This is a genomic window from Halostagnicola alkaliphila (assembly GCF_055379965.1).
The window spans coordinates 2945114-2968910 of sequence record NZ_AP043826.1 but is presented as its reverse complement, the minus strand read 5'-3'; the positions used below and the strand labels follow the sequence as shown (position 1 = coordinate 2968910).

Here is a 23797-nt window from a genome sequence, read left to right as displayed (position 1 = left end):
TCTATGCCAGGTATTACTGTCGCCCAGGAGCCAACCGACCGCGATGCCGTCGACGATGCGCTTCTTTCGGTCTGTTTCGACGATAGCTACGACTGTCACTACGTCGATGCTGATGAGGAGCAAGTCGTTGCCTACACCGGGTACGACGAATACCCGGTAGAAGTCTTCGAAACGGACGAATACACGATCGTTCTCGAGGGGCATCTCTACGGCACAGACGATGTCCAAGGGGCGCTAACAGAGGCCGCCGAGTTCGTCTCTGAGGAGCGCCAGTCGGAACTCTCCGAGTGGATCGCTCAGCGAGACGGTGATTTTCTTCTGCTAATCGTTGATCAGACCGACGGCACGACGTGGGCGATAAACGATGCGTTCGGTCGACTGCCGACCTACCGTGCGACCGTCGGAGAGATGACGATACTCACCCGCGAACTCAAGGTCGTCCGCAAACTGGCTCAACAGTTCGGCGATGGACTCTCCGCCGATAGGCTCGCTCTCGGTCAGATGCTTTTGTTCGGCTACCCCCTCGGAACGCGGACGCTGTTCGACGGCGTTGAGCAACTTCCCCCGGGTTCGACACTCGAGATCGATTCGGGGACCGTCCAATCGACGTACGAGTTTCGGTTCGACGAACACCCGAACGGAGATCGATCCATCGACGAGAACGCGCGTCACCTTCGGGATCGATTCGTTGAAGCCTGCGAAAACCGTGCTGGCGTAACCGACAAAACGATCGTCTCGCTGAGCGGTGGCCTCGATTCGCGAGCGGTGATCGCCGGCTACACGCATACCGATACGGAACTGGTAGCAGCGACATCAGCGCGAAAGAACGGCGGGAACACGGCAGAAGTCGACGTCGCAAGGCAGGTCGCGAACGCACTCGACGTCCCGTGGCAATCCTACGTTGCGGACAGAACCGACCATCACCGGGAACAACTCCTCGAGATGAGCCAAGGGATGAACAATCTCGGGATGTCTCTCGGGCTCAACTTCGCCGAACAGGTATCGACGGACCACCCCGCCTGTACCTTCGTGACCGGCGACGGGGGAGACAAGGCGATGCCGGACCTCACCCCGTCGAAAGACGTCGAGTCCATGGATGAACTCGTCGAACTGGTCATCGACGGACAACACGTCTTTTCGCTCGAGGAGGTGACGGACATCGTCGACATCGAACGCACCAGACTCATCAGTTCGATCAGTAACAGACTGCTGTCCTATCCCGAATCGACGCTCGAGGGGAGGTACGTTCACTTCCTCGTCCGAGAGCGCGGCATCAACTGGCTCAACCATGGTGAGGACCGAACCCGATACTACACCTGGTCGACGACGCCGTTTTACTCACTTCCGTTCTTTACGGAGGCGATGGCGTGTCCGCCGGAACAAAAGGACGGAACGAAGCTCTATCAGGAGTTCCTCACTCAGCTTCACCCCGAGACGGTCGAGATCGACTACGTCGATTTCGGCGCGCCAATCGACTCGCTCACCTACCGCGTCAAGCGGTTCGGCTACGAATGGCTTTCCGAACATCCCGCCCTTAAAGATCGTGTCTTCGGGCTTTTGGGACAGGGTGCGAGCGGAGCGGACAGTCCGCCGGTCGCCCTCGCGAAAGCGACAGGCGATCCCTCCGAGTTCGGAGACCATTTCTCGAGCGAGGCGGTTCAACGAATTACGTGGTCGAGCGGGGAATACACTAGCACCCACCAATACTTCTTGCTGACACTCATCGCCGCCACCGCACGGCAATCCGGTGTCTCGAGCGAGTCGCGATCCGGATCGGTTGACGACGAATCAGACCCCCTCTCGGTCTCCCAGTAGTTTCGATACTGTCGACGAACGACGAACCGTCTGCGCCGAATCGAGTGCGTTTTTTACCCGTTCGCTACTCGAAACAGCCTCGCTGCTCGGTAGTAAGATCGATCGAATTCCTAAAAATCAGAGAACGGTTATGAACAGCGGGGAGACATTCAGCGTGATCGATCGGTCAGAGAGAGGACTGAGGGGTATTTACACCGCACTATACCAGAAGTAGGCATGGCAGACGAGCATGTTCTTCGACGGCGAACCATACTTGCGGGTATTGGGATAGCCACGGCTAGCCTCCCAAGCGTACAGGCGTACGACCACGACGACCGTCATCACCCGTATACACGGGAGGCCGAAGGCGTATCCGTCACGTTCCACGACTGCTCGCGAATGACAGTCGCCGTCGATGACGACTACCCAGAACCCGAAGAAATCGTCGTGGAGATTTCTTACTATGATGGCCCGACATCAGCGCCGGCGACCGAGGATTTTGACGACGACCCGGACTATCCCCACGAGTTCGACGTGAACTGTCCGTCGGTCCTCGAGGAGATTGGTGCTATCAACGACACGTCGGCGGTCGTTCGAGGCGTCCGCATCTATCGAGACGGTGAGCGGCTCGTCCGATGGTTGAACTCGCGTGAGAGCTGTATCGGACTCGAGGACGAGTCCGTCGATCGGGAGGGTATCGAAGCGTACTGCGAGGACTGATATTGTGTGATTCGGTCGTCATGTGAACGTAGAGCGATATAATAGGGTATTGATCGGTTGTCCGGGCTCCGAACCTCCGGAAGAGCTTCGCTCTTCCGTGCCCTCGATCGTTCACTGCGTTCACTCTCGAGGACCTACGGGTTCGGAGCGGACCGACCATGCTTCTCAGTCTTGCCACTCACCTTCGGTTCGTGGCGTTTTGAGAAGCATGCCCGGGGAGGGCTCCGAACCCTCGATCTCCGCATGTCCCAGGTCCGAGGCTCGGCAGAGTCCTCGAGGGACACGGAGGCTTCCAAGGCGAAACCGCACCGAATCTCTGAACCCTATGAGTGCGGCGCTATGTCCAGCTAAGCCACCCGGGCTCGTTCTCTCGTAGTGCGGTCTCTTTCTTTAACCTTCTCATTCAACTCGTGCGTGCACAGCCCCCACATGGGGTATCCGTGAGTACCCACGGATTTATCACAGGTCATTGCGAACACCGGAACCATGAGCGTTCCCGGCATCGTACAGTCAACTCTCGAGGGCGAGGACATCGTCACACGCGTTTCTCTCGGTGGCGACGACGAACTCTTCGTCACTCCAACGCAGTCGATAATCTATCGAGGAGATGGACTGTTGAGCGACGAATCGGTCGAAGAGTTCCCCCACGACGCTGACCGACTAACCCTCTCAGAAGGCCGTCGAAAAACGCGATTTTCACTCGAATACGCCCTCGATGGCACTCGTGAGTTCACCATTCCTTCAGGGTCGACAAACGCCGTGCTCACGCCGCTCGTGGCGGGCGTGCTAAGTGGAAACGGAATCTCGGAAGTTGACGAGGAGGTTATCCGAACCTATCGATTCAGTGAGCTCACGCTAATCGTTACCAGCAACCGACTCGTCAAACACATCGGAGAAGCGGTGTGGGACGAGGACTTCGAGCAGTATCACTTCGATGACGTTACTAACCTCTCGTTCGAGGACGGGAGCGTCGCGACCCAAATCGTTCTCGAAGTTGACGGCCGTCCGAAACGAATCAAGGCTCCGAACGACGAAGCGGCTGATCTCCGAGAGCGACTCGAGCGCGCATTGTTCGCCTATCATGGCGTCGATTCGCTCTCGCAACTCAATGCCGCCGTTGGCGAAACAAAAGAACCAGAGCCGAACGAGGACCCGGCAACGCCCTTCGGAGAGGGTGTCGATCCGCTCGATGCGAACCCGCCGATGCCGGACGAGACGGATCGAGAGTCACCGGAGCCTGCGCGCGAGGAAGCGAACGTAAATACGGCCTCGAGCGCAGAGTCGAACTCGAGTGCGAGTTCGAACGCGGAGTCGGTTCGAGAGCCGATCGACGACAGGGGGGTAGATCAAGCAGTCGACGCGCAACCTGCCGACCCGCTCGGGAAAACCTCGTCACGGGACGAGCACTCGAATCTGCAATCGGAAACGGACACTACTGAGCAGGGATCGGTAACCCAATCGTCCGGGCCCGCAGTGCAAACGGACCACCCTGCTGAGGGATCCGCCGAGAGCGGGGCTGACGAGACATCCTCCGGGTCGTTTGGCGAGAGCGGGTTCAAAGCCGCGACGGCGGGGACGGATCCCGAACTGCTCGAGCGAATCGACGATCTCGAGGCGCAGGTTTCCCGACAGACGGAACTGCTCGAGAGTCAACAGGAGACGATCGAACAGCTGATTCAGGAACTTCGGCAGGGACGATAACGCGGTCGTTACCTGGCACCTGCCATGTTCTCGTCTCACTCTCGCCCGGTAACTTTACGAATACACGAGGAGCCGAACGGACCGATTTCTCCGGCCTCGAGGTTCAGAAAGTAGCCCGTCGAGACGCTCGAGCCACAGCGTTGACAGTGAAAGTCGCCCTCTTTCGTAATCACGTCTTTATCGAAGCTGACGTACTGTCTGCTCTTCGGTCGGATAATCCCGTCTTCGCGCTCGATAATGCCTCGAAGTTCGGCTTCGTCGAGGATCGTTCGAGTGACGGTCGGGTCGTTGGTCACCGTCTCGATTCGATCGACGGCGTCGGCGAGCGATAACGACTCGTGCTCGAGGCGCTCGAGCAACGCCAACCCACGTTCGACGCGGTCGTCCATCGATGAGTGCTGATCTGCGGAGTCGAATAAACGTTGCGTCCGAACTCGAGAGTCACAAAACCTTCAACGGTCGAGTTCGAACGTCGGCCGATGTCACGGATCCCGCGGCGTGCGATCGGGGGCGTCCTCCTCGTGAGTGGGATCCTCACTGCCGGGATAGTGCTTTCGCCCGGTTCGGCGGCAACGGTTCTCGAATCGGTCGCCGGCGACCCGGTTCTGTTCGGGTTGGTCGTTGTCGGGTTGTATCTGGTTCGCCCGCTGTTCGCCTGGCCGACGACGCCGCTGGCGCTCGTGGTCGGATACGGATTCGGCACGGCACTCGGCGTTCCCATCGCATTGACGGGGGTGATTCTCACCGTGACTCCGGTCTTCGTCGCGGCGCAGTGGTTCGTCTCGGATTCCACAGCGTCGTCGTTGGAGGACCTCCCGTTTGGCGGACCCATCGATCGGACGACAACCGCCATCTACCAGTACTATCGCACCGCTGGGCAGATCCGCGGAGTTGCGGTATCGCGACTCGCTCCGATTCCCTCGGATATCTCGACGTGTACTGCGGCTGTGAGCGGTGTTTCATACCCGCGATTCATCATCGGAACGGTTCTCGGTGAACTTCCGTGGACGATCGCCGCGGTCGCCGTCGGTTCCTCCGCCGCGATCGTTCGTACGGACGGACTCGGCGAACTCGGAGTGTTCCTTACCGCCGGCTGTCTCGTCGCTGTCGTCCTTTTGCTCGCGGGGCCGGCCTACCGAACGATTCGATCGCGATCGCCAGACGCCAGATAGTATCCGTCCCTTCAACTGGTCCCGCTCTCGAGTATGGTTTCTCGAGCGTATTCGAAAATCGGTTTCGCTCTGAAACCCGGCGTGTCCCATCGCGGAATCGACAGTCGTCGAAACACCAAACGACAATACCATGTATCACGACCCTCATTACGGAAGTATGACCGCAGTCGGTATCGACGCCGTCGAGATCTGGACCGGGAACCTCAAACTCGATTTGCCGGGCGTGTTCGCACCCGAAAAGGGCGAAGACCCCGAAAAGTACACCAAGGGCCTCGGACTGAACGCCAGTTCGTTCCCCGATAGCTACGAAGATATCGTCACGATGGGGGCTAACGCGGCTCACCGACTGATGGAGCGCAAAGGGCTCGAACCCGACGATGTCGGTCGGATCGACGTTGCAACCGAGAGCGCGTTCGATAACTCCAAACCGGTTTCGACGTATATCGCCGGCTGTCTCGAGTCGGTCTTCGAGGACGACTTCCACCACGCGAACAAAGGCGAACGGAAGTTCGCCTGTATCGCCGGCACCCAGAGTTTGGACGACGCGTACAACTGGATCCGCGCTGGCCGAAATCGCGGCCGCGGGGCGCTCGTGATCGCGACCGACACGGCGCTGTACGCTCGGGACGACCCCGGTGAAGCGACGCAGGGAGCAGGGGCCGTCGCACTGTACATCACCGAAGATCCGGATCTCGTCACACTTTCGACTGAACAGGGATACGGCTCGGCCGACGAAACGGACTTTCTCAAACCGAACCAGCAGTTCCCGAGCGTCGACGGCAAACGCTCCGTCCAGGTGTACCTCGCCCGGATGCGAGAGGCGCTAGTCGATTATCAGAGCGTCGCCGGAGAGATTCACCTTGACGACGTTCGATTCGTTCCGTTCCACACGCCGTTCCCCGGCATGGTTCGGAAGGCAGCGATGTTGGCATATCGGCACATCATTCGAGATACGGCCGTCGAAGACGAACTCGCCGACGAAATCGGTCGGCAACCTCGTCCGGAGGCCTTCGAAACCGACGAGGCGTTCCGAGAAGCCCGCCGGGAGTATATGGACGGGCTCAAAGAGACTGACCGCTATCAGGAGTGGTACGCCGAGACGATCGATCCGACGCTGACGATCGCTCGAGAGGTTGGAAACTGGTACACGGGGTCGGTTCACGTCGCCCGAATCAGCGCGCTCAAGCACGCATTCGAGCAGGGCGAGGACCTCTCCGGCCAGAAGCTCGCCGTCGGTTCCTACGGAAGCGGCGCACAGGCTGAGATCCACACCGAAGTCGTTCAGGACAGTTGGAAAGACGAAATCGGTTCGCTCAACGTCGACCAACAACTCGAGGACCGGTACGAACTGACCTGGGACGACTATGAAGAGATACACGACGTTCACAACCACAACATGGACGTCGACGTCGAGTCACTAACCACCCCGAACGGCGAATTCGTCTTCGGCGGCTGGGGACGGATGGGCGAACGAGAGTACGAGTACGTCGAATAACCGGTTGAATCTGACCGGGGCAAGGAGTGTTCTCGAAGCGACCGTCGATCGATTGTGCTGTCTATACTCGGCACAAAGAGGTGCGTTCATAACCCCGTGTTTGGTAATAGTTACTAACGTGTCTCGGACTATCCCCGCATGGAAGCGCGATCTGGGAACGCAGTTTTTGTCCGTCCGAGACCTTTGCTACCCATGAACGGATTACATGCCACGGGGAGTCCATACGCTCCCCATACGGATGCCACTCTCGAGTCGATGCTAGAGGCGGTCGGCGTCGAGACCGTCGAGGAACTGTTCGACATTCCGGAAGCGGTACAGTACGAGGGCGAGTTCGGAATCGACGCTCGAACTGAACGCGAAACTCGGAAACTGGTTCGTTCGATACTCCAGCGTAACGACGATCTGACGGAACTCCTCGGACGGGGCCACTACGGCTACTACATTCCCTCGGCCGTCGATCACTTGGCGGACCGCTCGGAGTTTTTGACCTCCTACACCCAGTACCAACCCGAAGTTTCCCAGGGGTTTCTGCAAGCGTTGTTCGAGTACCAATCGCTGCTCGTCGAACTGACCGGCCTCGAGATAGCGAACTGTTCGATGTACGATGCCGCGACCGCGCTCGGCGAAGCGGCGACCCTCGCGGAACGGGTTCGAGACAGCTCGGGTCACCGCGTCTTCGTCCCCGATATCTTGCGCGAGGGACGACGGAGCACCCTCGAGAACTACGTTGCGGGAACCGACCTCGTCGTCGAAACCTACGCGACCGACGACGGAAACGTCGATCTCGAGGTGCTCGAGCGCGCGGTCGACGAAGAGACCGTTATGATCTACGCCGAAAACCCCACGGTTCGGGGAACGATCGAAGAACGACTCGCCGAAATCGGGTCGGTCGCCGACGGTGTCGACGCGCTGTTCGTCCTCGGAACGGACCCGATCGCGCTCTCCTTGCTCCAGAAACCGGCCGATATCGGCGCAGACGTCGTCATTGGCGACGCGAGCGTTCTCGGCCTGCCGACGAGCTACGGCATGGGTCTCGGGCTGTTTGCGACCCACGAAACCTACCTTCGGCAGGTTCCGGGCCGTCTCGTCGGGGTGAGCGAAGACGCGACCGACAGACGTGCGTTCACGTTGACCTTACAGACTCGAGAACAACACATCCGGCGCGAGCGTGCGACGAGTAACATCTGTACCAATCAGGCGTGGGTTGCCCTTCGAACGGCCATGCACGCCGCCGAACTCGGCCCCGGCGGGATGGTTGCGCTCGCAAAACGTGGCGTCACTCGAGCCGAGTCCCTCGCTGAGGACGTCGACGCGCTCGTCGGCGTCAAAGCTCCCGTCCACGATCGCAGGCACTTCCGCGAGTTCGTCGCCCACGTCGACCAGCCGGCACAGCCGATCGCCGACGACCTCGAGGACCGCGGATTCGCGGTTCACGTCGTCGGCGAGCACGAGCTACAGATTTGCGTCGCCGGCGTCACCGACGACGAACTCGACGCGTTCGTCGAGGCCTTCGAGGAGGTGCTTCGATGAGCGACGACACCCGCGAAACGGAAACCGGTGCGGGCGATCGAACCGATGCGGGCGGTCGGACTGAGCAGTCGCGATACGACCAAGCACGGTACGTTCGAAACGGCCGATACGAGCCGTTGCTCGTCGAAAAGGATCGCACTCGTGTCGAGATCGGTGACGACTCGCCGCTTCCCGCCGAGTTGACTCGAGACGACCTCGAGTTACCTGCGCCGTCCGAACCCGAATTGGTTCGTCACTACACGCGACTCTCTCAGATGATCTACGGGATCGACAGCGGCCCCTACCCGCTGGGCTCGTGTACGATGAAATACAACCCGAAGTTTACGGAGGACGTCGCGGCCCTGCCCAGCGGGCTGGTCCACCCGGATCGCTCCGCGGATTCGATTCAGGGAACCCTCGAGTTGCTCGCCCGATTGCAGGAGTACCTCGGACGAATCGGGGGCATGGACGCCGTTACCCTGCAACCGCCCGCGGGGGCGGCGGGAGAGTTCGTCGGCATCCGCGTCGCGACGGCCTACCACGAACACAACGGCGAGGGCCACCGCGACGAAGTGATCGTTCCCGAGAGCGCCCACGGGACGAACTTCGCAACCGCCGCACTCGGCGGCTACGATGTTGTTTCCCTCCCCAGCGACGATGACGGCCGGGTCGACCTCGAGGCGCTCGAGGCTGCGCTCTCCGAGAACACGGCGGCATTGATGCTGACCAATCCGAACACGCTCGGGCTGTTCGAACGCGACATCGAGACGATATCCGAGATGGTCCACGACGCCGGCGGCCTGCTCTACTACGACGGGGCGAATCTGAACGCCCTCCTCGGCCGCGCCCGCCCCGGCGATATGGGTTTCGACGTGATGCACTACAACGTCCACAAGACGTTCGCGACGCCCCACGGCGGCGGCGGACCGGGTGCCGGACCCGTAGGCGTCGTCGAGGACCTCGCACCCTTCCTTCCCGAGCCCCGAGTTCGCGAATCCGACGGCGGCTACGAACTGTTCTCTCCCGAACACTCGATCGGACACGTCCACGGCTATCAGGGCAACTGGCTCGTTCTCGTCAAGGCCTTCGCCTACATCGCCCGACTTGGCGACGAAGGACTCACCGACTCGAGTGCGAAGGCAGTCCTCAACGCGAACTACCTCGCGAGTCAGATCGAGTACGACGTTCCCTACGACCCCTTCCACCACGAGTTCGTCGCCAGCGCGGGCGACCAGGACGCCGCCGACGTCGCCAAACGGATGCTCGACTACGGCGTCCATCCGCCGACGACCAAGTGGCCCGAAATCGTTCCGGAGGCGCTCATGACCGAACCCACCGAAATCGAGAGCAAGGAGACGCTCGATCAACTGGCAGCCGCGTTCAACGCGGTAGCCAAAGAGGATGACGAGACGCTCGAGACCGCTCCCGAGCGAACGACCGCGCGTCGAATCGATCAGACGAGCGCGGCACGGAACCCGCGGCTGTCCTGGCACGCGCTCGACGAGCAGTAATTACATTTTACCTTCGAATCTTCCGAAGAAGACGAACTTTGGGCAGTACCGATCGGAAGTGTCCCACGTCATCAAATACGTACGACTGATAGTTACACCGCTAAACTATCCGTTAGCCGTTAGCAGCGGTCTAAAAATGAAACCGTAACGCACGAAACGAATCGAGAGCTGCCTACTCCCGACCGAACATCTCGCGCATCATCGGATGCATCTCCATCATCTGCTCTTCTGCGATCTCCTCGTACAGTTTGTACGTAATGGAGACGGCGAGCAGGAGGCCGGTTCCGTCGACCATCCCGATGGTGCCGAGCATGTTCGCCCAGACGGCGAGCAGCCCGACGAGCGCACCGCCGATGACGGTCACTTGCGGGATGTACCGCTCCATGACCTTTTCGATGACACCGACGTTCTGTCGGAAGCCGGGAATCTGCATCCCGGAGTTCTGGATCTGGCGCGCGGTTGCGTCCGGACCCATGTTCGTGGTTTCGACCCAGAAGATGGCGAAGATCGCGCCACCGATGACCATAAAGGAGAGGTCGACGCTGACCCGAATCATGACCATCCACCAGGCCTGATCGACCGCCGCGGTCCACCACATCCAATCTTCCGGCGAGTAGATCGGCGCGGTGTAGTAGAAGAACCCGGAGACGGGTTCGCTCGCACCGTCGTAGACCCCGAGTGCGGCCGGCATGCCGACCTGACTCTCGAGAATCTGACCGAGGAACTGAATGTTCGCCTGCAGCGCACGAACGAGGATCATTGGCAGGACGCTCGCGTAGATGAGCTTCACCGGGAAGCGACCGCGAGCACCCTTGACTCGAGCGTGGCTGAGCGGAATCTCGACGCGCACCGACTCGGCGTAGACGACGATTCCGAAGATCAGGATCGTCGTCAAGAGCGCGATGATCTGTCCGCCGTCACTCATCAGCAGGGTGGACAGCCCGTCGCTACTGAAGACCGAGCCGACGACAATATCACCGAAGAGGATTTGATACCAGTTGTAGAAGAATCCACCCTCTTCGGGTTGGATAAATCCGGTGACCAGCCGCTGGCTGACGCCAGCGATAATGAAGAGACCGATACCGCTCCCGATCCCCCATTTGCTGACGACCTCGTCCATGTAGAGGATGAGGACGCCGCCGATGAAGATCTGTGCGAACATCAGCAGTTGAATCTCCGTCGAGGAGAACGCAAAGCCGCCGAGTTGGAGCGACGGCTGGGCTGGCAGGAAGTCGCCGGCAAACACCATTGGGAACGCCGTTAGCGCGGTCATTACGATGACCAGTAGCTTCTGGAGCCCCTGATAGAGGACCTGATCCCGCGGATCGTCAGTGTCGAGACCCAGCAGGTTGGCACCGCCGAGCAACTGCATGACGATGCTGGCCGTGACGATCGGGCCGATCCCGACCTGCAACAGTGAGCCGTGTTCCCCGGCGATGACCGAGCGGAACTGACCGTAAATGTCCTCTCCGCCGGCTGCGCCGAGCAAGTCGATGTTTGTCAAGAAGAAATACAACACGAGGATACCCGCCGTCCACGCTAGCTTCCGCTTGAAGGGGACGTGCCCCTCCGGACGGCGTACTGTCGGCATCCTCGTCAAAACCGGTTCGGCGGCTTCCTTCCATCCCATATGTTATTCCTCGTCGGATTCGTCGTCGGCTTCGGCTTCCGCGGCTTCTTCGGCACGCTGGGTGAGGACTGGTTCCCCGCCTGCGTCCTCGAGTTTTTCACGGGCGGTCTCGGTAAAGGCATCGGCCGTGATTGTGAGCGTGTTTCGGACTTGCCCACTGCCGAGGACTTTTACCACATCTGCCTCGTGACCGTCTTCGACGACGTCACGGGCGTCGATCTCGTAGCCGTCGCCGGATTCTTCGGCGAGATCGTCTGCGACGTAGAGCGCAACATCTTCGTCGAGCTTCTGCACGTCAACCTCGACGACGTCTTTGCGAATACCCTGCGGTCGTTTGAAGCCGTGTTTGTGCTTCGGTTCGTAGTTGTGGAACTCGTGTTTTGAGCGCCCGGCGCGACCACGTCCGCCACGGTGGCCGGCTCCACGACGATTCTTGTGGGAGCCACCACTGTGCGTTCGCGACCCGCGTTGGCGTCGTTTTTTACTCGTCATAGTTATCGCATCGATTCTAGGAGGTCGTTAATCTCCTGGGTTGTATGTTTTCCGAGTTGGCCACCTTCGATGGCGGAATGTTTGACGCCATCGTGACCACCGCGCGGTGGGTGCAATCGAAGCGTTGGCGAGAGGCCCTGATCGCGAAGGGTCGTCTCCTCCGCCTCCAGCGCTTCGGCCAGTTCGCTGAAATCACTGTACTCCGTGTTCTCGTCGATCCACTCCTCGTCGACATCGGATTGGCGCCCTTCGAGGGGCTCCGCCCGATTCGCGAGCAGCGTTTCGACGACTTCCTGACTCGGCTCACCGTGGGCGACGAAGTCGTTGACCTTCGTGACCATCCCGCGGTAGGCGTCGGTGTCCGGAATCAGCGTCGCGTGATTGACGCTGTGGATGTTGAGCATCGAGAGCGTGTCGTCGACGTCCGTGTTGCGGTTTACCTCGCCGCGAATCTGCACGATCGCTTTCATCCCTCAACCACCTCGGGTTGACGCGCTTGCGAGGCGTTCTCGAGCGCGTTGTAGGTAGCCTTTGCCAGGTTCACCGTTGTCCGGGTGTTACCGTGGCTCTTGGTCCAAGCGTTTTCGATTCCGGCGAGTTCGAGGACAGCGTGGACGGTGTCACTTGCTGCCAGTCCCAGCCCTTCCGGAGCGGGGATGAGTTCGACCTCAACGGAGCCGGCTTTGCCGGTCGTCTGGTGGGTCAGCGAGTGTGGTCGGTCCGAACGGTCCTCCCACGATCCCGAGCCGCGCGGGACCTTGATCATGTTGAGCTTTGCAATACCGATCGCTTTCTGGATGGCAGAGCCGACCTGATCGTCTCGTCCTTCGGCGTAGCCGATAAATCCGTCGCGGTTACCGACGACACAGACACAGCGGAACTTCACCCGCCGTCCGGAGTCGGTCATCCGCTGGACCATGTTGATGTCCAGAACCTCGTCGTCCAGCCCGGGAAGGAGCTGATCGACGATTTCGGGCTCCTTCAGCGGGAGTCCCGTGTTGAGGGCGTCTTCCATCGTGTCGATTTCGCCCTCCTGGACCTTTCGGCCGAGACGGGTGACTGGCTGCCAGCCGTCGTTGTAGTTGTTTCCACTCATTCTAGGATCGCCTCTCGTACGTCATCGAAGTGTTCGGGTAGTTCGGTCGCGTCGAACTCGCCGCTGTAGAGTGGGTCGTCCAGACTCTCAGCGTACTCGGCGATATGCTCGCCGCGAGTTCGTTCCCAGTCTGCGAGTACACTATCGTTGTGTGGTATCTCGAGACCGGCGTCGATTGCACCCTCCTGAACGGCGAAGGCCTTGTTTCCGGGCGTCGCCCTGTTGAGGCCGATGTCGAGGACTGCATCCTCGAGACCGGATTCGATAGCGCGTTGGCCAGCCAGTAGGCCGGTAAGGTACGCTGCCGGAATGTTTCCTGTGGGTGCTTCCCAACCGTACTCCGCTAAGTCGCTCGAATGTGCGCTTGCGAGCGTTTCGTCGCCTTGTGGTCCGGGGGAGATCAGCTGCGCCGTAGTGTGCTTGTTGCTCTTGCGAGCAACGAGGCGGGGCTTGCCCGATTTCAGCAGGCGCAACCTCTGGTGGTAGTCCGTCCGGACCTCGCGGCGACGACGCATTGGCACTTTGTATCGTGGTCCTGTTGCCATTATTGGTCACCGTAGTTTTCGTCGATATAGTTCAACAGGTACCGAACGCTTCGGAACTCGCCACCGCCCGCTTTCTTGTAGAGCTGGCGGTACTGCGTCGGCGTCAGCTCGCCTTTGTCGCGGAGTTCACGGAGCTTTCGGCGCTGTGCGCGAATCTGTTTCGTCCACTGTTCTTTCTCGTTCTGGCGTGCGCCCTTCTTTCCTTTGCGCTTGCCCGGACCGTTTCGGTGGCCGTAGGCACGTTTCTCGTTGCGCTCGCGGGCACGACCGCGGGAGTTTCCGCTGGCATCTTCCGCCTGAATTGTGCCCTCGTCGACGAGTTCGCGAATTTCGTCTCGCGTAATCGCCTCGGCGATATCCGATTGGGCGTCGGGGTCGAGCCAGATGCGGTTCTTGCCGACGTCCAAGACGTCGGATGCAAGTCGTTTCTGTGCGGAAAGATCGGTCATTGTTCGTCCTCCACTTCGACTTCGACGTAGGTTGGGTTCAGCACGCGAACGCCATCGTCTTCGGCGACTTCCTCGATCCGCTCGCGTTTGCGAGCGCCGACCGAGGAGGCGATTCGAACCGCCTGCGTGTCGCCGTCGACACCCTCGAGGTCGTCAGTGTTCTCGACGTAGACCTCTTCGAAGCCGCTTGGGTGTTTCCCACGGACTGCTTTCGGCGTTCGGTAGCCGGCCTGAACCTTCGGACCCTTTCCTTTGATGCCCTTGCGCTGCTTCGAAAGCTGGCCGCGTGGGCGTCGCCAGGATTCGGGAGTCCGCTTTTTCATGTGGTAATCCTGCCGGTTGAACTGCGGTTTGCCTTCGCCGCTTCGCTGGCTCAGCAACCGCTGTTCGTTATCCGAGAGGTTGGGCGTCTTTTCGACGAGACCGCGCGGTTGCAGTTCCGTCTCGACGTCTTCGTCGACCTCCTCTTCGGCGTCTTCGTCTTCGATCTCGGCTTCGGTCTCCTCTGAGACCTCGAGATCGCCGACATCCGCCTTGATACGGGCGGCGAGCGCGTTACCGATACCGTCCGTGTCTGCCAGATCGTCCTGGGACGCCTCCTTGACGTCCTCGATGGACTCGAATCCGGCTTCGCGGAGTGCATCGGCTTTGCTCGCGCCGACACCGCTGATACTCTCGAGATCCTCCGGTTCGTCGCTGTCTTCGGCGACGTCCGGCTCGGATTCACTCTCTACGTCCTCGGGTTCCACGTCACCGTCAGTCTCCGAGGGAGCCTGTTCGTCAGCATCGGATTCGTGTTCGTCTTCTGCCATTTATCAGGCACCTCCGGCTGCTGGTTTTTCGGTGATGTAAACCCCGTCCTGGAAGACGCGGGTGTCCTTTCCTTTGACCTTCGTCAGCTGCTCGATATCAGCTGCGGTCTGTCCAACGTCCTCTTTGTTGGGACCGGCGAGGGTAAGTTCCTCACCGTCGACGGAAACGTCGGTATCACCGTGGATAGTCGTTCGTCGCTCTGCCTTTTCGCCAAGGAAGTTCTCGATGACGACCTCGCCGCCCTCGTTGCGGACCTGCATCGGGAAGTGAGAGTAGAAGACTTCCATCTTGTACTCCCAGCCCGCGGTCACACCGTGGAAGGCGTTCTCAACGTGGCTCTCGAACGTGCCAACGGTCGCGTTCGTTTTCGCGTCCTCGTTGTCACTTTCGATGACCACGGTGTCGTCTTCGACCTCGACCGTAACATCAGGATACCAGAGGCGCCGCGTAATGGTGCCTTCTGGGCCGTCGACTGTCACGTCGAGATGATCAACCTCGGCGGTTACTTCGTCGGGAATTTCCAGTTCAACTCGCATTGTTAGTAGACGTATGCGATCACCTGCCCTCCAATCCCCTTCTCGCGTGCCTCGTAGTGGCTCATAATGCCACTGCTCGTCGTGACGACGAGCGTCCCGAAGTCTCGAGCCGGGAGGAATCGTTTCTCCCATTTCTCGAAGCCATCGGCACCGACGGCGTAGCGGGGTTTGACGGGCCCACATTCATTGATCGCTCCTTTCAGTTCGATTTCGAACGTTCCGGCTTTTCCGTCGTCGACGAGATCGAATCCGTCGATGTACCCGCGGTCGTAGAAGACCTCGAGTACGCTGCCGATTTCGTTCGAGGCGGGCTGTACCTCGTGGCTCAGGTGTCCGACATCTTCTGCGTTGTCGAGCCCCGAAAGCGCGTTACTGAGCGGGTTATTCCCTGTCATCTGTACTTCTTGAATCCCATGTCGCGGGCGATTTCTCGGAAGCACTGCCGGCACAGGTTGATGTCGTACTTGCCGACGAGTCCCTGCTTTCGACCGCAGCGCTGGCAGGCCTCGATCTGGCCCGTGCGCTTTTCGGCGTGTTCGCCCGTTCGTTCGTTTTCACTTTCACTCATCTGTGGACTCCTCCACGTCGACGTCGAAGTTCGACTCGAGGTACGCGATGGCGTCCTCGGGCGTCAGTCGGTGACTCGGTGGAATCTGCTGGGTCGCCTTATCGCGTTTCGAGACGCGATACCCTGGGCGGACCAGGTTGACGGTGACATCCAGCCCGTAGATCCCGATGCTCGGGTCGTACTCCTGATTCGGGAACTCGGTGTGTTCCTCGACACCGAAGCTGAAGTTCCCCGTATTGTCGAACTGATTCGCCGAAATATCGGCGAACGTCAGTGCTGTCTCGAGGAACTCGGCTGCGTCGTCGTCACGAAGGGTAACCTTCGTGCCGATCGGTTCACCCTCGCGGATACCGAACTCGGGTTCGGTCCGTTTGGCTTGCGTCCGGACGCTCTGTTGGTCCGTGACTTCCTCGATGATGTCCTCTGCTTTCCCGAGGTCGCGACCACCGCGGCCGACGCCCATGTGGACGACGACTTTTTCGACGCGCGGTTTGCGCATCTCGTGGAACTCAGCATCGCTGGCTTCGCTCATTCATCATCACCCGTAAATTTCTCGTCGATGACGAAGACGTACTCTTCGACGGTTTCGAACAGTTCGTCGTCGGTCTCAACGGTCACGATGTTGGATCCGCTCCCTTTCGTGACTTCGATATTCTCGATCGTGCCGATCTTGCCGGCGTGGTTGCCACGAACGGCGGTCACGAGTTCGCCCTCTTCGTACGGGAAGTGAGCGACGATCGATTTGTCTTCGTTGTCGACGACGACCGAGTCCTTTGCGCTGTACTCGTCGTCGACGATGACGTTCGTTCCGTCGTGAAGCGTCAACTGGGTGTCGCCGCCAGTGACTTGCTGTTTTCCGTCGATTTTGCCGAGGCGGCTGTCTGCCGCGTCGGCGTCGATCGAAGTTAGCGCGAGTCGACCGCCCTCGTCGGGGAAGATACGATAGTACTCCTCGAGGTCGGGAAACGCGACGATGTCGAACATCCCGATTGGACGCTGTTCATCGTTGATTGCGTCTCCGTTGATGAGGATCGAATCCTCAGAGAGTGCGTAGCGCGCTTCTTTCTTGGAATCGACGTAACCGAGAACGTCCCGCAGGAGAACGACAAGCGGAACACCTGCTTCACCGTGCGGGCCGGCGCCGGCCTTGACGGTGAAGGTCTCGGTCTTGCGCTCGACGGGCCAAGATTTCGGTACCGAGAGTCGTTTCTGATGGTTGCTCATGCAGTCTCACCTTCCAGGCGTGCCTCGCGTCGGTCGTCCTCGAGGTCGAGGTCCGTAATTCGAACGTTCGAGGGCTCGAGCGGTCGCGGCACTTCTTCGCCGTCTGCCGTCTCGATCGTCACGTCCTCGACGTGGATGACCTGCTCCGTTAGATCGACCGTCAGCACTTCACCCTCCTCTCCGGCGTGATCGCCGCGCATGACTTCGACCGTGTCGCCCGCGTTGACGCGGGTTCGACGCGTGTCGTACTCTTCGCGAAGATCGTCCGAGAGAGTGGCGTGAATCTGCTTCTGTCGCTGGTGAAGCGGGGCACGCGCAGTTTCGTTTCGCTGTTTGTGTGGTTGCTTACTCATTGTCTATACGATCATCGTTGCCGTGCTGGCAATTGCTCCGAAGCGCTCTGCGACTTCGCGGGCGATCGGGCCCTTGATTTCCGTGCCGCGTGGCTCTTCGTTTTCGTCGACGATGACTGCCGCATTGTCCTCGAACTTCAGTCGCGTGCCGTCCGGCCGGCGGATCGACTTCCGCTGGCGAACGACGACGGCCTCGAGGACCTGACGGCGCATCTCCGGGGTACCCTTCGTGACCGAGACGGTCACCTTGTCACCGATTCCCGCCTTCGGTTGGCGGCTCTTGGTGCCGTGGTAGCCCGAAACGCTGATGATCTTGAGTTCGCGAGCGCCGGTGTTGTCGGCACACGTGACCAGCGACCCCTTCTTGAGTCCCTGCGTGACGTCGGCTTTCATTGCCTCCATCACTGATCACCGTCGGTTTCGTCTTCTTCGTCCGCGTCCGCCGAGACATCCTCTGCCGAGAGTTCCCGTTCAGGTTCGCTCTGACGGGTCAGCTTGGCGAGGTCTTCGGCGGTCGCTTCTTCAGTTACTTCAACGACCACGTGCGATTTCGTCTTCGACAGTGGTCGGGTCTCTGCGATCTTGACCGTGTCACCGACCGAGAGCGGCTCGAGCACGCCCGGCACGTGTGCCGGAATGCGCGAGCGACGTTTCATCTGACGGTCGTACTTCGGAACCGTCACGTCGTACTCTCGCTCGACGACTACGGACTTGTCCATGTCCGTCGAGACGACCGTTCCCTCGAGGATCTGTCCTCGAACGGAAAGCTCGCCGTAGAACGGACACTTCTCGTAGTCGTATTCCTCCGGGTTTTCTGGTTCCGGAGGTGTTGTTACGTCTAGTCCTATTGCCATGGTGAATCACCTGACGTTTCTGTTCTTCGGGCGGGTCGTGAGAGCAGCCGCGATCCATCGACCGTAACGTAGGCTACATCCTCGCCGGCGACGTGCCAGTCGGCACGACAGCTGTCGGAATTAGCGCCAGCTCGGTCCTCGTCAGTCGACGAGGGTTGAGTGTTGGCCAGTTTGGACGCAGTCCCCGAGGACTTCTCGTCCCCGGCGGCTTCATCTGTGATCGCGAACTCGAACACCGAGCCCGATTTCGGCACCATCACCACTCGAGACGCTCCATCCTCACGACGCTCGGCGGTATCACCGCCTCGCTCACGTTCCACGCTCTGTGGAACGCAGACTTCGATCGAGAGCGTGTTCGTCGTCTCGACGACGACGCGACCCTCGAGTCCTTCCCGTCCGTCGTCGTCACTTTCGACGACGCGGACCGGAAGTCCGTTGAGTTCGTGTCGGGGGAGTGTCTCTGGTGTGAGTGCCATCTGTGTATCGTTATTCCGCGTCGGTCTCGTCCGAAGCCGATTCGTCTTCGAAGTCGCCTTCCTCCTGCTGGATCGTCTTGATCCGAGCGATGGTGCGGCCCAGTTCGCCGATTCGACCTGGGTTTTCCGGCGCACCACCGGCTGCGAGGACGGACTTCTGGTTGAGAAGCTCGGTCTCGAGCTCCTCGAGTTCGGCTTCTCGTTCAGCCGCCGTCATGTCGCGGATCTCCGCAACGTGAAGGATCGCCATCAGGAATCACCCTCGTCGGCGTCCTCGTCGTCCGCTGCTTCCATCTCGTCCAAGAGCTCCTCGGCTTCGGCTTCGACATCTTCCTCGAGTTCATCGAGCTCTTCCTCGATGTCCTCGACGGAGCCGTCGTCTGCCTCGGCTTCGGCGTCCTCAGACTCAGCTTCTTCTTCGATAACCTCCTCGACGACTTCCTCGTCGAGGTCGGGTTCGTCCGCATCAGCTTCGGGCTCAGCCTCGTCGTCGGCGTCCTCCTCAGCCTCCGCATCGTCCGCTTCAGGTTCGGCTTCGAGCAGTTCTTCGACGCCTTCGTTCGCTTCGACGGCGTCGGGAACGACCTCCTCGGGATCCATATCGTCGTAGATCTGGAAGTCATCGGGCAGTTCGGCTCCCGGCGGGATGATCTTGACATCCACGCCGATGGTGCCGAGTTTCATGACCGCGACGCCCTGTCCGTGGTCGACGACCTCTTCGGCGGGTTCGCCGTTGTGCTTGATGTAACCACGGTTGAACTTCTCGACGCGCGAGCGTGCTCCCGTGACCTTCCCGGAGAGGACGATCTCGGCACCGAGTGCGCCGGCTTCCATGATCCGGTCGATCGTCGTGTGACCGGCCTTTCGGAAGTACCAGCCGCGCTCGAGTGCGTTCGAGAGTCGGTCGGCGACGATTCGAGCGTTCAGGTCGGGTTCTTCGACCTCCTGAACGTCGATCTGTGGGTCCTCGAGATTGAATCGGTCCTCGAGTGCCGTCGTCACTTTTCGAATGTTCTCGCCACCTTTGCCGATGACCATTCCTGGTTTCTCCGCTTTGAGAACGATCTGCGTTCCCATCGGCGTCTTGGCGACGTCCATACCACCGTAGCCTGCACGACCGAGCTCTTCTTCGAAGAACTCGTCGATCTGAGATCGCTGTAGGCCGTTTTCGATGAATTGGTGTTCGTCTGCCATTTAGTTGTCACCTCCCTCATCAGCGGCGTCAGCTTCTTCGACGACGATTTCGACGTCGACCTGCGGCGTATTCCACGCCGAGGCACGTCCCATCGCTCGGGGCTTCCGACCGACTGATTCGCCGACCTTGTGGGCGGCGACGTGGGCGATCTCCATCGATTGGCCGTCGAATCCCTGATGCTCTGCGTTCGAGGAAACGTTCTCGAGGAGATCGAGAAATGCCTCGCTGACTTTCTCCGGATAGCGGCCGGCGTCCCAGCCGTCGATATCCGATCGGTGACCGACACCGCTGTTGTGCGAGCGGAACGGAACCGATTGCTTCTCGTCGATAACGTCCTGGAGGTACGCCTGTGCGTTCTCAACGGTTCGGCCCTTGAGTTCGCGTGCGACCTCCTTGCTGTGCTTGTGGCTCATGTGACGCTCCCGGAGCATCGCTTTCGCGGTGGAGTCTGGGTCGGCGTCGACTGAGTAATTGATTCCCATGCGTTGATCACTTCAGTGGGACGAACTTCGACGAGCGAGTTGCACCGATACCGGCCTGTCCGTGTTCGACGGATGTCCGGGTCAACTGGAACTCGCCGAGATAGTGTCCGATCATCTCGGGCTCGACGCGCACGCGCTCGAAGGACTGGCCGGTGTACACGGCAAACGTCAGTCCGACGAACTCCGGAAGAATTGGCATGTTCCGAAGGTGCGTGCGAATCGGATCGTTCGCAGTCGTCTCCTCGTCTTTGTCGCGGGCCTTCTCGAGCAGCTTCTGCTGTTCGACCGAAAGACCGCGTTCGATACTTCGCCGCTTGCGAGCGGGGAGCAGTTCCACGACGTCCTCGAGTTCCATCTCCTGCAGTTCCTCGAGCGTGTGACCGCGGTAGGTGAACTCACCTTCACGGCCGGTTCGGTAGTCAGAACTCATTTGTTACCACCTCGGCCGGTACGGCGCGAGGAAATGTCTCCCACCTTCCGCCCCGGCGGCGCGTCGCGGGAGACGGACTTGGGCTTGCCGGGGTGCTGGCGGCCACCGCCACCGAATGGGTGGTCGATCGCGTTCATCGCAACACCGCGGACGCGGGGCCACTTGGTGCCCCGGGCCTTCATCTTGTGATACTTGTTCCCTGCCTTGACGAACGGCTTTTCCGTTCGACCGCCACCGGCGACGACGCCGACGGTTGCACGGCACTGTGGGTCGAGGCGTTTGACCTCGCCGCTTGGGAGCTGAACGACCGCGGCGTCGCGGTCGTGGGTAATCAGGTCCGCGTTGACGCCGGAAGACCGGGCGAACTTGCCGCCGTCGCCCTGGTTCGCTTCGACGTTACAGATCGGGACACCTTCGGGGATCTCCGCCAGCGGGAGCGTGTTCCCGGGCTTGATCTCCGCGGAGATGCCGACCTGAATCTCGTCGCCGACCGTGACTCCCTCGGGAGCGAGGATGAGTCGCTGGTCGCCGTCTTCGAACTCGACGGCGACGACCGGGGCCGAGCGAGCGGGATCGTGCTCGATGTCGACGATCGTTCCACGAACGACGTCGCTGTCCTCCGGTTTCTTGTGTTCGAGCTTTGCCTTGTATCGGTGTGACGGGGCGCGGAACGTCGGCGTACCGCGTCCACGTCGCTGTCCGAGAATACGTCGTCCCATTCTCAGAACACCCCGATTCGCGAGGCGACTTCCTGCGCGTCGTCGTCCTCGGAGAGTTTGACGGTTGCTTTCTTGTTCCCGTTCATCGTTACCTGCGTGTTGACGTCAGTGACACCGACGTCGAAGCGGTCTTCGACGACATCCGCGATCTCCGGTTTGGTGGCGTCGACGTCGACGACGAACTGGAGCTTGTTCTCGAAGTCCATGTCGTTCATCGCCTTCTCGGTGACGAGCGGGTAGTCGATGATCGAACTCATCGATCTGCCACCTCCTCGAGTGCGCTTTCGGTCCAGATCGTCAGTCGACCCGGCTGGGTGCCCGGCGCGAGATCCTCCGCGTTGACTTCGGCGGCGGTCGCGACGTCGGCACCTGCGAGGTTGCGAGCGGCCCGCGACGGACCGGTCTCGCTCGAGGTGACGAAGAGGATCGATGTCGGCGTGTTGTACTTTCGGCCACGGGTCGTCCCGCGTCCGGATCGTACGTTCCGACCCTCGTCGGCACGCTCGATATCGGCGTCGACACCGACCTCCTCGAGGAAGGAGACGACCTCCTTCGTTTTGACGAGGTCTTCGAACTCGTCGCTGACGACCAGCGGAATTTCGGTGTCGTCGTCGAACTCGTGGCCGCGGTCGGCGACGAGTTCGGCGTCGGTCGTCGCAGCGATCGCACTGCGGACGGCCAGTTTCTTTTCTTTCGTATTGATCGATTCAGTCTGATCTTTCTCGGCTTTCGGCGGGTGTGCCTTTCGTCCCTTGACAGCCTGTGGAACGCGGCGAGCGCGTCCGTTCTGTCGTGGAACGTGGGCCATGCCTCGGCCACTACCGAACGATTCCGCAGGCGTTCGCATGCCCGCGAATTCGTCGGCGCCGTAGTCCTGTTTTCGATTGGCCTGTGACGTGCGGACGGCACGGGCGATCAAGTCCGGGCGGAACTGCGTGTCGAAGACCGCCGGGAGCTCGATTTCCCCTGCGTCTGCACCGTCCAGGTCGCGTACTGTTGCCTGCATGGGTTATCCCTGGTTTGATGCGGTGGAGACGTACCGAACCTCGGGATCGAGGCGCGGTTGGTCTCCGGGTCGGATCGCCGGGCGGAAGCGTACGAGACGCTTGTTCGGCCCGGGGAGCGAGCCCTTGATCAGCGCGTGCGGGCCGTCGACTTCGCCGTAGTTGACGAAGCCGCCGTCGACCGTCGCGTCTGCGCCGTCGCCGATATCGACGAGGCGTTTGTTCAGTTCGGTTCGCTGGTGGTACCCCGTCTGTCCCTGCTGTGGAACCGTCGAGCGAACGCGGCTCGGGTTCCACGGACCGAGGTTACCGATGCGGCGGCGCCATCCCTGACGGGCGTGTTTGCCCTTTCGCTTCTGGACGCCCCAGCGTTTGACAGGACCCTGGGTCCCTTTCCCTTTCGTGACGCCGCTTGCGTCGACGTACTCGCCGGCACGGAAGACGTCGTTCAGGACGTGCTCGCCGCCGTCGGCGACCACGTCGAGCGCGAAGTCGACGCGTTCCTCGACGGAACCGCCGCCGACGCGCGTCTCCATGACGTCCGGCTTCTTCTTCGGGATCGACTGCAAGGATCCGGGTACTGTGTGGGTGATGACGCGGACGTCGTGGACGCGACCTTGTTCGAGCAGGTCGCGGAGTTTGGCCTCCTCGGCCTCGACGTCGTAGTCATCCCCGGGAAGGTCCAGAACGCGATCGAGATCGTCGTCGAACTCGTTGGTCCAGACCTCGGTTATCGGCTTGATACCATACGGTGTGTCTTCGTACGCACGCAGAGCAACGGCGCGCATCGGCGGCGTCTCCACGATGGTAACGGGAACGGTCGTCTCCATTCCCTCGGTCGTCGAGTTAGCGGCGTCGTCGACCATTACCACGTGGGTCATGCCGGCCTTGTAGCCCGCGAAGCCCTGGAGCGTTGGCTGTCCGTCGTCGTCCGGCCACGAGTTGAAACGTGGGACCTCGCTGGTCGCACGCTGTCGTGGGCCGAACCCGAGTGAGCCTTTGCGTGGTGCGTTTGGTTGTGGCATTCTA

The 23797-nt window shown here is 60.5% G+C and carries 32 protein-coding genes and 1 tRNA gene; 7 read left to right on the top strand and 26 right to left on the bottom strand.

Annotated features, from left to right (window positions below; all coding sequences use genetic code 11):
* Positions 1 to 3 precede the first annotated feature (3 nt).
* Positions 4 to 1815 (top strand): asparagine synthase-related protein, encoded by a 1812-nt coding sequence (locus tag ACZ5C7_RS20225; RefSeq protein WP_464378055.1) that lies wholly within the window; start codon positions 4 to 6, stop codon positions 1813 to 1815.
* 216 nt (positions 1816 to 2031) lie between these two features.
* A complete protein-coding gene (locus ACZ5C7_RS20220) occupies positions 2032 to 2514 on the top strand; it encodes a hypothetical protein (RefSeq protein WP_464378054.1) in 483 nt (160 codons plus the stop codon).
* Positions 2515 to 2723: 209 nt separating this feature from the next.
* On the opposite strand, the gene ACZ5C7_RS20215 is transcribed toward ACZ5C7_RS20220, so the two are convergent.
* Positions 2724 to 2876: transfer RNA gene (locus ACZ5C7_RS20215), tRNA-Met, on the bottom strand.
* A gap of 124 nt (positions 2877 to 3000) precedes the next feature.
* On the opposite strand from ACZ5C7_RS20215, the gene ACZ5C7_RS20210 reads away from it, so the two are divergent.
* Entirely contained in the window at positions 3001 to 4215 is a 1215-nt protein-coding gene (locus ACZ5C7_RS20210; protein WP_464378053.1) for a DUF7115 domain-containing protein, read from the top strand.
* A gap of 35 nt (positions 4216 to 4250) precedes the next feature.
* Here the strand turns inward: ACZ5C7_RS20210 and ACZ5C7_RS20205 are convergent, their stop codons facing one another.
* Positions 4251 to 4604, bottom strand: a complete 354-nt coding sequence (locus ACZ5C7_RS20205; protein ID WP_464378052.1) for a DUF5830 family protein — start codon at positions 4602 to 4604, stop codon at positions 4251 to 4253.
* 90 nt (positions 4605 to 4694) lie between these two features.
* Here ACZ5C7_RS20205 and ACZ5C7_RS20200 point away from each other — a divergent pair, with 90 nt between their 5' ends.
* The 4 genes from ACZ5C7_RS20200 (at position 4695) to gcvPB (ending at position 9902) form a co-directional block, all read left to right on the top strand.
* Positions 4695 to 5387, top strand: coding sequence for a TVP38/TMEM64 family protein (locus ACZ5C7_RS20200; RefSeq protein ID WP_464378051.1), 693 nt, complete (start codon positions 4695 to 4697; stop codon positions 5385 to 5387).
* 157 nt (positions 5388 to 5544) lie between these two features.
* Positions 5545 to 6882, top strand: a complete 1338-nt coding sequence (hmgB, locus tag ACZ5C7_RS20195; protein WP_464378050.1) for a hydroxymethylglutaryl-CoA synthase — start codon at positions 5545 to 5547, stop codon at positions 6880 to 6882.
* A 192-nt stretch (positions 6883 to 7074) separates the two neighbouring features.
* Positions 7075 to 8412, top strand: a complete 1338-nt coding sequence (gene gcvPA / locus ACZ5C7_RS20190; RefSeq protein WP_464378049.1) for an aminomethyl-transferring glycine dehydrogenase subunit GcvPA — start codon at positions 7075 to 7077, stop codon at positions 8410 to 8412.
* Positions 8409 to 9902, top strand: a complete 1494-nt coding sequence (gene gcvPB, locus ACZ5C7_RS20185) for an aminomethyl-transferring glycine dehydrogenase subunit GcvPB (protein WP_464378048.1) — start codon at positions 8409 to 8411, stop codon at positions 9900 to 9902. The genes gcvPA and gcvPB overlap by 4 nt, the downstream gene beginning before the upstream one ends.
* A gap of 172 nt (positions 9903 to 10074) precedes the next feature.
* Here gcvPB and secY read toward each other — a convergent pair whose 3' ends face one another.
* Genes secY through ACZ5C7_RS20065 form a run of 24 tightly spaced genes read right to left on the bottom strand, consistent with a single transcriptional unit; the run spans position 10075 to position 23793 of the window.
* Entirely contained in the window at positions 10075 to 11532 is a 1458-nt protein-coding gene (gene secY / locus ACZ5C7_RS20180; protein WP_464378047.1) for a preprotein translocase subunit SecY, read from the bottom strand.
* A 3-nt stretch (positions 11533 to 11535) separates the two neighbouring features.
* Positions 11536 to 12024 carry an uL15m family ribosomal protein gene (locus ACZ5C7_RS20175; protein WP_464378046.1) on the bottom strand — a complete coding sequence of 163 codons (489 nt, stop codon included), beginning with the start codon at positions 12022 to 12024 and terminating at the stop codon, positions 11536 to 11538.
* A 2-nt stretch (positions 12025 to 12026) separates the two neighbouring features.
* The gene (locus ACZ5C7_RS20170; RefSeq protein ID WP_464378045.1) at positions 12027 to 12494 is read right to left on the bottom strand and encodes a 50S ribosomal protein L30; all 468 of its coding nucleotides are present in this window, start codon (positions 12492 to 12494) and stop codon (positions 12027 to 12029) included.
* Positions 12491 to 13120, bottom strand: a complete 630-nt coding sequence (locus ACZ5C7_RS20165; protein ID WP_464378044.1) for a 30S ribosomal protein S5 — start codon at positions 13118 to 13120, stop codon at positions 12491 to 12493. Before ACZ5C7_RS20165 ends, ACZ5C7_RS20170 begins: the two co-directional genes overlap by 4 nt.
* On the bottom strand, positions 13117 to 13665 hold the full coding sequence (locus ACZ5C7_RS20160) for a 50S ribosomal protein L18 (protein ID WP_464378043.1): 549 nt from the start codon (positions 13663 to 13665) through the stop codon (positions 13117 to 13119). Before ACZ5C7_RS20160 ends, ACZ5C7_RS20165 begins: the two co-directional genes overlap by 4 nt.
* Entirely contained in the window at positions 13665 to 14114 is a 450-nt protein-coding gene (locus tag ACZ5C7_RS20155) for a 50S ribosomal protein L19e (protein WP_464378042.1), read from the bottom strand. Before ACZ5C7_RS20155 ends, ACZ5C7_RS20160 begins: the two co-directional genes overlap by 1 nt.
* The gene (locus tag ACZ5C7_RS20150) at positions 14111 to 14926 is read right to left on the bottom strand and encodes a 50S ribosomal protein L32e (RefSeq protein ID WP_464378041.1); all 816 of its coding nucleotides are present in this window, start codon (positions 14924 to 14926) and stop codon (positions 14111 to 14113) included. The genes ACZ5C7_RS20155 and ACZ5C7_RS20150 overlap by 4 nt, the downstream gene beginning before the upstream one ends.
* A gap of 3 nt (positions 14927 to 14929) precedes the next feature.
* Positions 14930 to 15463, bottom strand: a complete 534-nt coding sequence (locus ACZ5C7_RS20145; RefSeq protein ID WP_464378040.1) for a 50S ribosomal protein L6 — start codon at positions 15461 to 15463, stop codon at positions 14930 to 14932.
* Positions 15464 to 15465: 2 nt separating this feature from the next.
* The gene (locus ACZ5C7_RS20140; protein ID WP_464378039.1) at positions 15466 to 15858 is read right to left on the bottom strand and encodes a 30S ribosomal protein S8; all 393 of its coding nucleotides are present in this window, start codon (positions 15856 to 15858) and stop codon (positions 15466 to 15468) included.
* Complete coding sequence (locus ACZ5C7_RS20135; protein WP_283835010.1) at positions 15855 to 16031, bottom strand: 30S ribosomal protein S14; 177 nt, start codon at positions 16029 to 16031, stop codon at positions 15855 to 15857. Before ACZ5C7_RS20135 ends, ACZ5C7_RS20140 begins: the two co-directional genes overlap by 4 nt.
* Positions 16024 to 16563 carry a 50S ribosomal protein L5 gene (locus ACZ5C7_RS20130; RefSeq protein ID WP_464378038.1) on the bottom strand — a complete coding sequence of 180 codons (540 nt, stop codon included), beginning with the start codon at positions 16561 to 16563 and terminating at the stop codon, positions 16024 to 16026. Before ACZ5C7_RS20130 ends, ACZ5C7_RS20135 begins: the two co-directional genes overlap by 8 nt.
* A complete protein-coding gene (locus ACZ5C7_RS20125; protein ID WP_464378037.1) occupies positions 16560 to 17255 on the bottom strand; it encodes a 30S ribosomal protein S4e in 696 nt (231 codons plus the stop codon). The genes ACZ5C7_RS20130 and ACZ5C7_RS20125 overlap by 4 nt, the downstream gene beginning before the upstream one ends.
* Positions 17252 to 17608 (bottom strand): 50S ribosomal protein L24, encoded by a 357-nt coding sequence (gene rplX / locus ACZ5C7_RS20120; RefSeq protein ID WP_464378036.1) that lies wholly within the window; start codon positions 17606 to 17608, stop codon positions 17252 to 17254. The genes ACZ5C7_RS20125 and rplX overlap by 4 nt, the downstream gene beginning before the upstream one ends.
* Before the next feature lie 3 nt (positions 17609 to 17611).
* Positions 17612 to 18010 carry a 50S ribosomal protein L14 gene (locus ACZ5C7_RS20115; RefSeq protein WP_464378035.1) on the bottom strand — a complete coding sequence of 133 codons (399 nt, stop codon included), beginning with the start codon at positions 18008 to 18010 and terminating at the stop codon, positions 17612 to 17614.
* On the bottom strand, positions 18010 to 18462 hold the full coding sequence (locus tag ACZ5C7_RS20110; RefSeq protein ID WP_464378034.1) for a 30S ribosomal protein S17: 453 nt from the start codon (positions 18460 to 18462) through the stop codon (positions 18010 to 18012). Before ACZ5C7_RS20110 ends, ACZ5C7_RS20115 begins: the two co-directional genes overlap by 1 nt.
* Positions 18453 to 18938: a ribonuclease P protein component 1 gene (locus ACZ5C7_RS20105; protein WP_464378033.1), complete on the bottom strand. Its 486-nt coding sequence runs from the start codon at positions 18936 to 18938 to the stop codon at positions 18453 to 18455. The genes ACZ5C7_RS20110 and ACZ5C7_RS20105 overlap by 10 nt, the downstream gene beginning before the upstream one ends.
* Before the next feature lie 10 nt (positions 18939 to 18948).
* Positions 18949 to 19188 carry a 50S ribosomal protein L29 gene (gene rpmC, locus ACZ5C7_RS20100; protein ID WP_464378032.1) on the bottom strand — a complete coding sequence of 80 codons (240 nt, stop codon included), beginning with the start codon at positions 19186 to 19188 and terminating at the stop codon, positions 18949 to 18951.
* Positions 19188 to 20132: a 30S ribosomal protein S3 gene (locus ACZ5C7_RS20095; protein WP_464378031.1), complete on the bottom strand. Its 945-nt coding sequence runs from the start codon at positions 20130 to 20132 to the stop codon at positions 19188 to 19190. Before ACZ5C7_RS20095 ends, rpmC begins: the two co-directional genes overlap by 1 nt.
* Complete coding sequence (locus ACZ5C7_RS20090) at positions 20133 to 20615, bottom strand: 50S ribosomal protein L22 (RefSeq protein ID WP_464378030.1); 483 nt, start codon at positions 20613 to 20615, stop codon at positions 20133 to 20135.
* Positions 20616 to 20622: 7 nt separating this feature from the next.
* Positions 20623 to 21045, bottom strand: a complete 423-nt coding sequence (locus ACZ5C7_RS20085; protein WP_464378029.1) for a 30S ribosomal protein S19 — start codon at positions 21043 to 21045, stop codon at positions 20623 to 20625.
* Positions 21042 to 21764 carry a 50S ribosomal protein L2 gene (locus tag ACZ5C7_RS20080; protein ID WP_464378028.1) on the bottom strand — a complete coding sequence of 241 codons (723 nt, stop codon included), beginning with the start codon at positions 21762 to 21764 and terminating at the stop codon, positions 21042 to 21044. The genes ACZ5C7_RS20085 and ACZ5C7_RS20080 overlap by 4 nt, the downstream gene beginning before the upstream one ends.
* A 2-nt stretch (positions 21765 to 21766) precedes the next feature.
* Positions 21767 to 22021 carry a 50S ribosomal protein L23 gene (locus tag ACZ5C7_RS20075; protein ID WP_464378027.1) on the bottom strand — a complete coding sequence of 85 codons (255 nt, stop codon included), beginning with the start codon at positions 22019 to 22021 and terminating at the stop codon, positions 21767 to 21769.
* A complete protein-coding gene (gene rpl4p / locus ACZ5C7_RS20070) occupies positions 22018 to 22770 on the bottom strand; it encodes a 50S ribosomal protein L4 (protein ID WP_464378026.1) in 753 nt (250 codons plus the stop codon). The genes ACZ5C7_RS20075 and rpl4p overlap by 4 nt, the downstream gene beginning before the upstream one ends.
* 3 nt (positions 22771 to 22773) lie before the next feature.
* Positions 22774 to 23793 (bottom strand): 50S ribosomal protein L3, encoded by a 1020-nt coding sequence (locus tag ACZ5C7_RS20065; RefSeq protein WP_464378025.1) that lies wholly within the window; start codon positions 23791 to 23793, stop codon positions 22774 to 22776.
* Positions 23794 to 23797: the final 4 nt, after the last annotated feature.